The organism is Candidatus Auribacterota bacterium, assembly GCA_026392035.1.
In the GTDB taxonomy this organism is placed as follows: Bacteria; Auribacterota; Tritonobacteria; order UBA1439; family UBA1439; genus JAPLCX01.
The window spans coordinates 1-11,039 of record JAPLCX010000081.1; the positions used below are offsets into that span (position 1 = coordinate 1).

The 11,039-nt window shown below is 57.8% G+C and carries 9 protein-coding genes; 1 reads left to right on the plus strand and 8 read right to left on the minus strand.

From position 1 onward, the window contains the following. Positions 1 to 259, plus strand: a 259-nt coding sequence (locus tag NTX71_08500; GenBank protein MCX6339944.1) for a hypothetical protein, incomplete at its 5' end; no start/stop codon positions are given. Between the two features lie 708 nt (positions 260 to 967). On the opposite strand, the gene NTX71_08505 is transcribed toward NTX71_08500, so the two are convergent. The 8 genes from NTX71_08505 to eno all read right to left on the minus strand — a co-directional run bounded on the left by NTX71_08505 (position 968) and on the right by eno (position 10,587). Further along, positions 968 to 1,168, minus strand: a complete 201-nt coding sequence (locus NTX71_08505) for a hypothetical protein (GenBank protein MCX6339945.1) — start codon at positions 1,166 to 1,168, stop codon at positions 968 to 970. Positions 1,169 to 1,378: 210 nt separating this feature from the next. Then, the gene (locus NTX71_08510; protein MCX6339946.1) at positions 1,379 to 1,594 is read right to left on the minus strand and encodes a hypothetical protein; all 216 of its coding nucleotides are present in this window, start codon (positions 1,592 to 1,594) and stop codon (positions 1,379 to 1,381) included. 149 nt (positions 1,595 to 1,743) lie between these two features. Beyond that, entirely contained in the window at positions 1,744 to 3,372 is a 1,629-nt protein-coding gene (locus NTX71_08515) for a hypothetical protein (protein ID MCX6339947.1), read from the minus strand. A 65-nt stretch (positions 3,373 to 3,437) separates the two neighbouring features. Beyond that, entirely contained in the window at positions 3,438 to 4,826 is a 1,389-nt protein-coding gene (locus tag NTX71_08520) for a radical SAM protein (protein MCX6339948.1), read from the minus strand. A gap of 211 nt (positions 4,827 to 5,037) precedes the next feature. Next, on the minus strand, positions 5,038 to 6,234 hold the full coding sequence (locus NTX71_08525; GenBank protein ID MCX6339949.1) for an HD domain-containing protein: 1,197 nt from the start codon (positions 6,232 to 6,234) through the stop codon (positions 5,038 to 5,040). Further along, positions 6,234 to 8,450, minus strand: a complete 2,217-nt coding sequence (locus tag NTX71_08530; GenBank protein ID MCX6339950.1) for a HEAT repeat domain-containing protein — start codon at positions 8,448 to 8,450, stop codon at positions 6,234 to 6,236. The genes NTX71_08525 and NTX71_08530 overlap by 1 nt, the downstream gene beginning before the upstream one ends. 572 nt (positions 8,451 to 9,022) lie before the next feature. Next, positions 9,023 to 9,325 (minus strand): septum formation initiator family protein, encoded by a 303-nt coding sequence (locus tag NTX71_08535; GenBank protein MCX6339951.1) that lies wholly within the window; start codon positions 9,323 to 9,325, stop codon positions 9,023 to 9,025. Continuing rightward, positions 9,322 to 10,587 carry a phosphopyruvate hydratase gene (eno, locus tag NTX71_08540; GenBank protein MCX6339952.1) on the minus strand — a complete coding sequence of 422 codons (1,266 nt, stop codon included), beginning with the start codon at positions 10,585 to 10,587 and terminating at the stop codon, positions 9,322 to 9,324. Before eno ends, NTX71_08535 begins: the two co-directional genes overlap by 4 nt. Positions 10,588 to 11,039: the final 452 nt, after the last annotated feature.

The window sequence follows — 11,039 nt, forward strand, 5'->3', positions numbered from 1 at the left end:
AGGGAGCAGTCTGTGTATATACGCCATCTGCGTGCCTTTTCGGACTACAGATCCTTTCCATCACATCTGCTACAAGGATGGAGGCTTGTTTTCGGTTGCTAAAATGTTTTTTGCAACCTTACTCGCCGATTTCGGGTTTAACACTTTGGTTAAAAGCCAAGAAGCAAACGCATCATCTTTCCGTTTTTCGCTGCCGTTTCATCACCTCCTTTCGACACAATTACTTGATTATTCCGCCAACTCATTTGTTTTCCACTAACTGCAAATAAACTTTACCGCGCCGTTTCTTTGTCCTGATGAACATAAGCCCTCTGCCACATCAAGTGTGCATGTTAGGCGCGTAAAGTCAAGATTTATTTCTGCGTATGTCATTTCTGCGTATGCTGCATTATCAGGTTTTCGGGAGATAGTCATACCTGGACATTCCACTAAAAATCACAGGATGGATCCGCAATATCTTGATAATCACCACGATACGAAAACTGAGAACCGGAACGTATGGAACGCAGCCATAACGTTTTCACCACGGACCCGCCTGCCGGACGGGCAGGGAGCACGGCGCGGCCGTTGGCCGCAACCAATTTTTACCACTGTCCCTGCCTGCCGGCGGGCAGGGACACTGAATTCACTGAACACAACATTCTACGGTAAAGAAAGTTACGAATACCAAGCGAAAAACTTTCTCAAATTAAAAAGTTTTGCACACTTGTAGTACGGAGAAAAAAGGAGCACGCGGAGAAAGTGAGTCAATTGTTTTATGTAGAACGCAGATTTCGCAGATGTGCGCAGGTATGAAATACGGTTCTGCGTTCCTGCAATAAATCTGCGTTTATCTGCGTCCAACATCGTTTTTTAGTGCTTTATTTGTGCTTATCCGCGTTCATCCGCGGCGAAATCTAAAATCTTCGCGAGCGCACAGGAGAGGAACGATTGCCGCCAGCACCGCCAATCGTTTCATCGGAACCGCCTACGCTTCTTTCGATTCCGGCTCGGTGGTGGAGGTGATCCGCTGGAGCCTCGCGCCGCTGATCCGCTGCTCGAAGCGCCCCGCCTGGGTGGTACAATCGATCGTGCAGGAGCCGTCTTCGTGGGCGACCTTGACGACGCCAACCCTTGTCTTCTCGCTGCTTGTCCAGCTCACCAGGTCACCTACCTTAATGTCGGTCACGTTCCGATCCTCCTCTCCGTGAATCACGCTCCGAGGGGTGAACTACCACACGCGCAGAAAGCGAGCGTGCCTTCTGCATCGAAGACACACTCGCTTGGAAAACCTCGGCAGTTCACACCGCCCACCTTTGAAGCGGCAGTGGTACTCACGAGAATGCGCCCTGTGAATCGCACGCCCCTCGCGGGGCCGCGTGACAGGTTCAACAACCGGCTACTTTATGAGCGATTCTTCTGAAGCAGGCGCCGCAGAAATTACCGGCGTGATAGGCGCCGCCCCGGACTCGCTGGAAAATAACTTCGCGCCAGGCTCTACGACCTTCTCCTGCTCGGTGCTCTTGATCGGGTGAAAATGGAAATAGCCGACACAGCCAGAAAGAATTGCCACCGCCAGCAGCGCTGCCAACACCATGATCCGTCTGCTGTTCATCTTTTTCTTGCCTCCTTTCAAAATATGCCCTGTCCAATATCCCATAGAACACACACGGATAACCACGGACGCTCATGCCGACCAGTGTCCGTGCTTTCCCCTTGGCTGGCGAATATTATAGCTCACCCCTCATCGCTGTCCACCAAATTTTAGGCATTCACCCCGACGAGCTTGAGCTTCTGCCTGGCGGCGATCCCGATCCTGCCGCGGGGCGACTTCTTCACCAGATATTTGAGCAGCCCGATGCCGAATTCCCTCTGCTCGAAGAGCTTCTCGGCGAAATGAAAACCGATATGGTAGAGCTCGGGCGGACCCAGAGCCCTCTCAGCCTTCAGGCGTTTGACCAGCGGGAAGTCAGCATCCCGCATGAGATCCGCGATGAGCCTCAGCGCTTCATCATCCTTGCGCCTCAGGGGGGAGAGATCGGGGGGGCTGCTGCACAGCCCGACGACCGCGAGCTCGTACTTGAGCTCATTGGTGAGGAGCGAATGGTGGGACATCAGGCGCAACAGACCCTCGGCATCTTTGAATTTCTTTGTCCCCTTCAGCCGCTTCACGCGGTCGAGGACCCGCTCGACGAGAAAGACGGGATTAATGACCTTCAGCGCAGCCGCGTAGAGCGAATAGCGCTCATCCCCCGACGCCCATAGCTTCTCCATCCTGTCGAACAGGCGGCGGGCCTCGCCCTGACCCACCTGATCCTTCTGCGCCCTGAGGATGCTCACGAGCCTCATCCCCGCCTCATAGTCCTTCGCCACCTCGAGCTCCTTGATGATGTACGGATACGCCCGCGGGAGGCCGGCCAGCGCCTCCTGGGCGGCGCGGCGCTCCTCGAAATCGCTGGAGTTGAGATGCTCGAGCAGGCGCTTGACGTTGTCCCGTGAATCATTTTTGCTCATCCGCGAGAGGATGAAGCTCCGCACGGCAGGATGTGGGCTCCTCAACCTCTCCTCCAGGAGCGGCACGAGATTCCTGGGGATCTCCAACCGCTGGAGGACCGTGAGGACATTCCGCACGATGTTTGAGTAATCGCTTCCCTCGAGCATGGGGATGATTTCTCTGGCCAGCGCTGCATTTCCCTTGGGGGGGATCTCCATTCGCGAGAGGGCGATCAGGGCCTGCTCTCTGACCGGGGCCGGTTGATCGTGCAGTGCGTACCTGAGCACCCTGCTCACCGTAGAGGGGTCGCCGATGTAGCCGAGCAGTATCACCCCTGCGGCCATCTTCTCCGGGCTCGCTCCTGCCTTGGGGGATGCGAGGAATACGTCGATCTTTTTGCGGAGGGGCTTCCTCTCGTGCCGAGCCATTTTGTCTATTGCCTCGCGCAGCGCCAGACAGATGCCCTTGCTCAGCTCAGGCCCATCGCCCGCGATGCAGTCCACGAGAAAACGGCATGCGTCTTCAGTCCCTATGGTGCCGAGGATTCTCACCAGGAGCTTTTTGAGCTCCGGGTCGGCCTTGGCGAAAAGTCGCTTGGCCTCAGCCACGGCGGACGAGCCCGTCGAAGCAATTATCCCGCTCGCACGCTCCTGAACCTTGCCGCCCTCGCGGAGGAGGGGGAAGAGGTATGGCAATGCCTCCGGTCCGGGGATCCGCTCGAGGGTTGAGAGGATATAGTTCTTTACGGTGAGGTTGGGGGTTGAGAGATGCCTGGCAAGATTGCGCCTGATCTCGCCGTTCCTGGGCCTCAGCTCGCCGAGCACACGTGCCGCGGCGCACTGCAGTTCCACATCCTCGCTGTCGAGCAGGGCACATATCTGTTTCAAGAGTCTATCCATGCGAACTCCTCACGGATAAAGGGCCACCCCGCAGGTCACCGCGGCGCGAGGAATGCCCGATCTGGCTATGACTCGACGCTCGCATAGCCCCGCACGAAGCCCTTTGCGACATACTCTTTTTCCCATGCCGCGTCGGCATAGCGGGCGTACTCCTCTGCATATTTCCTGAGCGGCTCCCTGAGCTCGGTGATGATCGTCTCCGCGCCGGGATGGGTCGGCCGCGCACCGCACTCGCGGACGACCGCCTCGAGCACGTCAGGGCAGTCGACGATCATGCATGGCCTCAGGAGATTGTCTGAATATGGCTGCCTCGATTGGATGGCCTTGAAGAAGTCGGATCGGATCACATCCCGCAGGCTTTTCTCCTTGATGTTGTCCACCGCGAAGTGGCAGAAGACGCACGGTTCGACGTCGCCGTTAGCATTGATATGCAGGTACTGGCGCCCCCCCGCGATGCAGCCGCCGACGAAATAGCCGTCGTTCCAGAAGTCGCCGATGAAGATCGGCTTGCTGTTCCGCAACTGCCGGACGCGGCGGCGCAACTCGTCGCGCTGCCTTGGCGTCGGCATCAGCTCCATGGCGGGCTTCCGTCCGATGGGGATATACTGGAAGTACCAGAGTATCATCGCCTTCTTCGCCACGAGCATGTCCACGAATTCATCGCTGCAGATCTCGTTGATGTTGTCGCGCGTTTCGGTGCACGAGGCGCCGAAAGGGACACCCGCTTCGGCGAGGTAGTCCATTGCGTCCATGATCCTCTTGAACGCACCGGGGCCGCGGCGCTCGTCCGTCCACTTCTCCATGCCCTCGGCGCTGATCATCGGCGCGACGTTTCCGAGCTCTCCGAGCCTGCTGGCTGCGTCCCTGTCAATGAGCGTCCCATTGGTGTAGAGCTGGAAATACACATCGAGGTGCTTCTCATAGATCCCCCATATGTCCTTCCGCGTAAAGACCTCTCCGCCGGAGAAAGTGATAAAGTAGATACCGAGCTCTTTGGCTTCGCTGATGACCCGGTCAATGAGCTCGAAGGGGAGACCGAAATCCTGAGCATACTCACCCGCGTAGCAGCCGTAACATTTCAGATTGCATCGCATCGTCGGGCTGATGACAAGGAGGGACGGCGGGATAAATCCCTCCTGCTCGTAGAGGTCATTTTCTCTCAGCGAGTTTCCTATCACCAGGTTGTTGAGCATCAGGTTGTTCACGAGCCGTTCTCGGCAGTTCGGAGACAACCTCCCCATGACATCCCTGGCGAGCTGGACCGTGGGGTGGTTTTTCTGGAATGTGGAGCGCATATAACGGATAATTTCTTTGTCGTCATGGTTCTTCGTCAAAAACTCAGCGAGATAGGTCAGCCGTATGAGGTTGTTGAGAGAAAATTTCGGGATTCTGCTTATGATCTCCTTCAGGGCCCGGCGCTGGGTAGAGTTGACCAGTCTATTGACGACACTCATGCCTCCACCTCCTCGACAATCGAATATCTCAAAGTTCGCTCAGAGCAGAGTCAGATCCGCCTCACACCCCGTTTCCTATCGTTGCTGCCCTTCTACTAAGAGGCAGTATGTTAGCATCCTCGCCGTTCACCATCAAGCACTCTTTACTATATTGTTGCACTAATGGGAACTATTCTTATGTGCGGTGGCTGGTGCCGCTTGGCGATAACGCTCATTGGATTTCAGGCCTGCTCGCCAGCAGTCCCATCATGCTGAAAAACTCTTTCAGCAACGACGGCTCGAAGACCGTCCCCGCGCCCGAAGCTATTTCTGACATCGCATCTTCGGGTGAAATCGGCATCCGATAGGGGCGTTCTGCGGTCAGCGCCTCATACACGTCCACTATTTGCACCAGGAGGCTCATCGGATGGGGGCGTCGAATCGCCTGTGATCGTGGGTATCCACTCATGTCGTACCTCATGTGGTGTTCAAACGCAATGACTGCGGAGAGCGGCCCTACTCCCCCGGTTTCCTCAAGCATTCTCGCCCCCTCTGCTGGATGCCTTCGAACCACAGCCCATTCCATCTCATCAAGCCCGGTGGTTTTAGATATTATCTCCGGTGGAATCAGAATCTTTCCAACGTCATGTAGTAAAGCCGCCTGGCACAGTTGCCTGAGTCTCCCCGCATCCTTGATGAAAAGAGAAGCCAGCGCCGTCGCAAGGATGCAGACATTCACGGAGTGAGTGAACGTGGGCTCGTCATAATCCTTGATCATGGTGAGGGCGAGTACGGCTCGGGGCTCCTTCGCGATCATCCTCGATATTTCGCCTATCAGGCTGTCAACCTCTCCCATTGCAATCGCCCGACCCATCATTATCGACCGCGCAACCTGGCGCATGAGCTGCACCGCGTCCTGGTAGACTATCCTCGGCTGACGGGCGAGCGCCGTTTCCTCATCTTCCTTCGATAACTGCATTACCTCAATATGCCGTACCCCCCTTCGGATGAGTTCACGGTTGATCTCATCACGTCCCTGGAACTTCTCCGGCGATGCCATCAGCACCGCGATGAATTTCAACAGTTCATCGAGTTGCAGGCCCCGCTTGACAACCATACCGTGGATCTTCTTCGCTTCAAAAAGGTCGGTGAATTTCCTCGCGCACACGCTCAGCCGATAGAGCGGAATATTCTCATACAGCAGCATTCCCTCTCTCGCGCTGACGGTAAAAGACTCACTCCCGGTGAGAATCTCCCCCATTGTCGAGTAGGCCCGTTCCGCATACTCTCTCACTGCCGGGTGATCGTCCGCGTAAAGGGCCACCTGGCTGCCTGCGGTCACAATCTGTTTGACGATGAGTTCGATCCTGTCGAGGGCAGCCAGGCGCTCTGCCGGTAATTTGTCTTTCAGTGTGTCCCGATCGTGCATCAACACCTTCCCCCGAAGAACCGCCGCAGGAGCGAAACGCCCTGAGGCGAATCCTCCCTGAGCGCGTCCTGCGCGCGCGGCCCGCCGATGCTCTCCAGGGCAAAACGCGCGGAGGCGCGGAGCAGGTAGAGAGAGCGCGCGCTCCTACGCCCATGCGTCTCCCTCAGCAGTTTCGCGAGCATGGGAACCGCCCGCTCACCGCCCGATTTTGCGAGCGCACGGCAGGCGAGCACCTTATCCTCAACGTCCCACTGCTTGCTCGAGTCTTCCACAATCTCCAGGAGCCTGTCTACTGCCGCCTCACCGCCAAGGTGCGCGAGAACCGGTATCGCGGTATGCCTCACCTCTCGGTCGCGGTCACCCGCCAACACACGCACCAGCGGCACCGCCCGCCTGACTCCTCCCTTCCCCAGGAGTGTGACCGCTTTGAGCCTGACCCCTGGCTCGGGATGGCCGCAGAGATCCATGAGGATCGGGGCGGATAGCTCGGCCGGGAGCGCGCTCAAAATATCCACCCCGCGGGCGAGGAGATCGGGCCGGCCACCGGCTATCTGAAGGCGCACGAGCTCCGCCACGCCATGAGATTCACGCCGCCCTGCGTCAATGAGCGCATCGTGGATTCTCCCATCCCTATTGCTCACAAGCTGTTCCCACACCCGACCGGCATCGCCGGGCGCCAGGGACTTCACGACACCGGCGATGAGGAGCCCCCGATCGTCGAGCGGTAGGGGGGCCAAGAGAATTGAATGCAGTGCGCCATCACCGCAAAGGCTTTTGACCTCCCCGCGAGCGGCGTCGGCGAGTGCTCTGTCCGCTGATGCAGCGGGGGTGAACAATGCGGAGAATAGGCCGCATGCCTCCCCAATGGAATCATTCTTCACAAGATCCCTGATGCGCGCGGCTGCCGTGCGGATGAGCTTTGGCGTAACGGTCCCCCCCCCCAGGAGTTCGGAGAGCACGAGAATCTCCTCCCTGCGGTCATCGCCTTTATTCAGATAGGCTTTGAGCCCGCCCGGGGGCAGGCTGATCTTTTCAAGCTTCTCAACGACCTGGGGCATTCCGGTGAACTGAACCCCCTTGCGAACGGGCGAGGGAGCTCTCGCGGGCGCAGAGAGTTCGGTGACCTCCTTTGTCAATTTCTCGAGCGTAACGCGGTCAATACCCCGCTCAATCGCCGCAGGCTTCAGGTGTGAGAAGATCCTTTTGAGCGCCTCATCTGACGGGGCGAGACGCCTGAGCAGCGTGCTCACTCTTCGTGGTTCTCGCTCGTCGCGCTGGTGCATGTCGAGGATGAAGTTGGCGACATGGTTGGGTGTGCAGGCAAATACCTCCTCGCTGAGCATCGGCGGCAACTGTCCGGCCGTTTTGAATTGAGCGCAGAGCACCTCCAGACGGGTAGGCTCATCCATCGCCATCAACGCGCTGGAAAAGGAGTCGCTCAGAAAGATCGGCGAGCATCTCCCTCCCTTCCTCAGCTCGGTAGCGAGGATCTCGAATATATCCGACATCCCCTCGGCCTGGACCACCGCCTCAGGCTCAGGGGCGCCCGGCTCGGCATCCGTCATTTCCCTGATGAGCTCGCCGACGAACGTGGGGTGCTGGACAACTTCCGAGAGGAGTCCCCGCTCTTCCTCCCCCAGCTCAAACCCGCCACGCGCGAGGGTGATTATATTGCTCAACTGCCGCCTGATGAAATGAAGATCCTCGATGCCGAGTTTCCCCTCGTCAAGCACGATCTCTCCGGTCTGTCCGACCCGCTTGAGGTAGATGTTTTCGACGACAGAGATACTTTTCGCCCCGCCCTCTCTCAAGAACGCCACAGGCCCCCCCTTGATCAGGAGCGCCCTGCTCTCCGACGAGAGCATTTCCAAGAGCAGATAGATCTCCCTGTCATCGATCACCCGCTGGAGGGAGATCCGCCTGATGATGAGTCGGCGCAGATTTTCGATAAGCTCCCTCACGAATGGGGACTCCGCCCCGAGCAGGCTATCCCCGAAGAACAGCTTGTTCCCCGCGATCGTGATCTCGATAATGCCCCTGTCCTTGAAGAGCAGCGCGGCGGCGGCGCGCCAGTGTGCCAGGTTCTCGGCACACATGGCGTTGTCCCGCCCATAGAGGACGAATGCCCTCCTGAGCGAGACAGTCCTGTGGATGAAGTCCGTCATGCTGCCGTAGAGCTTCTCATCGATGGGATGCTGTTGCTGGGATTCACTCATAGGGCGTCACAAAACCAGAGTCCTCATACGGCAGCGGGGCCACGGGTGCATTCGGCGTCCATCTCCGGGTCGATCCCCCGCGCAGGCTGATTAAAGAATTCGCCGCGGATCAGCGCGCCTACCTGCCGGCAGGCAGGGATACGCGCGGATAAATCGCTAAAGAATCGGCGTTAATCCGAACAATCCGCGGTTGCATTTGTTTAACCACTGAAGACATTGAATGAAACAGTATTTCAGTGTAAAACAATTGCCTCGCCTTCTCCGTGCGCTCCTTCTTTTCTCCGTGTCCCTGCCTGCCGGTGGGCAGGCTCTGTGGTAAAACATTGAAGACGCCGAGTAACTACTCAGGCAGTCAGAAGCCAGGAGCCAGAATCCAGAATGGATCGCGCATAAGCTTCCAGGAGCTTACTGACCTCTTCGAATAACTGCATTAACTCGGAGACATCGCCGTATCCCAAGTCCTCAAATGTCGCCGCCGGCGTTCTCATTCCAACTCCTGACTCCTGAATTCTGGCTCCTGAGCAGTTACGACGCCGAAAACACCCCCCGGGACCGACGCCTTAAGCTTGCGTTCACTTCGGCTTTTCCAGCTTGTATACTATCTCTCCCTCACGCGCCCAGCCAAAGTTGTCGCGCGCGTACTTCTCAAGGTATGCGGGATCGTTCTGATCGAGGAGTTGCCGCTCGCGCTGGAGCTTCTGATGCAATTCCTGCTCAGCGTCGAGTTCATTCCTCAGTTCCGCCACGCGCCCGCGGAAGACATTTTTTTTGGCGAGGAGGGGCATGAGGAAAAAATGGAAGAAGAGCCCCAGAATCAGAACGAGCGCCGCGACGTAGAATGGCGCCCTGGAGAAACCCTCCCCCCTCTCCTTCACAAGCCCCCCCCGTAGACCGCGTCCGCGCCCAGCATCTCCTCGATGCGCAGGAGCTGATTGTATTTCGCCACCCGGTCGCTGCGGCACAGCGAGCCAGTTTTAATCTGGCCGGCGTTGGTGGCCACAGCGAGGTCAGCGATGGTGGTGTCCTCAGTCTCCCCTGACCGGTGGCTTATCACGGTGGTATAACCCGCCCGGTGCGCGATCTCGATCGTCTCAAGGGTCTCGCTCAGCGTTCCGATCTGGTTCAGTTTGATGAGGATGGAATTTGCGACCCCCATCTCGATCCCGCGCCTCAAGCGGGCGGGATTAGTGACAAAGAGGTCGTCGCCCACGATCTGGATTTTTTTCCCCAGTCTCTCGGTCAGCTTCTTCCAGCCGTCCCAGTCGTCCTCAGCGAGTCCATCCTCGATCGAGCGGATGGGATAGGCCTGGATCCATCGTTCATAGTAATTGATCATCTCGTCCGCGCTGAACTCCCTGTTCTCAGAGGCGAGCCGGTACTTCCCACCGCGGTAAAAGGCGCTTGCCGCGGGATCGAGTGCGATCGCAATGTCACGTCCCGGCTTATAGCCCGCCTTTTGGATCGCGGCGATAATTGCCTTGAGGGCCTCCTCATTGCTCGGCAGGTTGGGGGCGAATCCACCCTCATCACCCACGCCGGTCGCAAGCCCCTGGCCTTTAAGGATGCCCTTGAGCGTGTGGAACACCTCAGCGCCCATCCTCAGGCCCTCGGCGAATCTCTTTGCGCCCAGCGGCACAATCATAAATTCCTGGAGATCCAGGTTGTTGTCCGCGTGCCCGCCGCCGTTCACGATGTTCATCATCGGCACGGGGAGGGTGCGTGCGTTAACGCCCCCGATATACCTGAAGAGCGAAACCCCGAAATGGCAGGCTGCCGCCTTCGCGGCGGCAAGCGACACCCCGAGAATTGCATTTGACCCCAGCCGGCTCTTGTTGGGCGTGCCGTCGAGCGCGATCATCGCCCTGTCCACGGCCTCCTGATCAGCTCCATCCGCCCCGCACAACTCGGGGGCAATCAGCTCGTTCACGTTCTCAACTGCCTTCATAACCCCCTTGCCGTGGTAGCACGACTTATTCCCGTCGCGCAACTCAAGGGCCTCATGCTCACCCGTGGAGGCACCGGAGGGAACGGACGCCCTCCCCACCGCACCACTCTCCAGGGCGAGGTCTACTTCGACCGTCGGATTCCCTCTGGAATCAAGTATCTGCCGCGCCTTGATGCGCTCTATCTTCGTCATATCCACTCTCCCGTTTCTGACTAGCACATGAGATGTGCACCCAACTACCGCGAACCACCATACCATGCGGTAGCACCCAGCCATCATGGATGACTGCGGACTCGGCGGAGTTTTGCTCGTGGTTTCACAAGAAACTCGCGTCGCGTTTAGTATATACATTCGCGGCTGAGGCAGCAAGAGCTATCTGACCCGCTGTCCAGCCAAAATAGAAATGTCCCCTTCTTACCAAATTAGAAATGTCCCCATGACTGTTCCCTCTCCCCCCATTGTCGGGGGGGTGTGGGTTTGGGTGCGGGGGGCTAGAAGAGATGTACTCTTCCCCTCACAGAGCCACTTCCTGGGGAAAAACCGCGATTTTTGGTTTAACATTACTTCGCCCCCCTCCTAAAATGCCCTACAACAAACGATCTCATTGTGGTGAGGCTACCAACACTGGCCTGATTTTGTACTGC

What these genes read in the sequence shown, in the direction of transcription:
- NTX71_08510 (MCX6339946.1), bottom strand. Translation starts at nt 1,594, where the DNA reads ATGAACAGCAGACGGATCATGGTGTTGGCAGCGCTGCTGGCGGTGGCA.
- NTX71_08515 (MCX6339947.1), bottom strand. Translation starts at nt 3,372, where the DNA reads ATGGATAGACTCTTGAAACAGATATGTGCCCTGCTCGACAGCGAGGAT.
- NTX71_08520 (MCX6339948.1), bottom strand. Translation starts at nt 4,826, where the DNA reads ATGAGTGTCGTCAATAGACTGGTCAACTCTACCCAGCGCCGGGCCCTG.
- NTX71_08525 (MCX6339949.1), bottom strand. Translation starts at nt 6,234, where the DNA reads ATGCACGATCGGGACACACTGAAAGACAAATTACCGGCAGAGCGCCTG.
- NTX71_08530 (MCX6339950.1), bottom strand. Translation starts at nt 8,450, where the DNA reads ATGAGTGAATCCCAGCAACAGCATCCCATCGATGAGAAGCTCTACGGC.
- eno (MCX6339952.1), bottom strand. Translation starts at nt 10,587, where the DNA reads ATGACGAAGATAGAGCGCATCAAGGCGCGGCAGATACTTGATTCCAGA.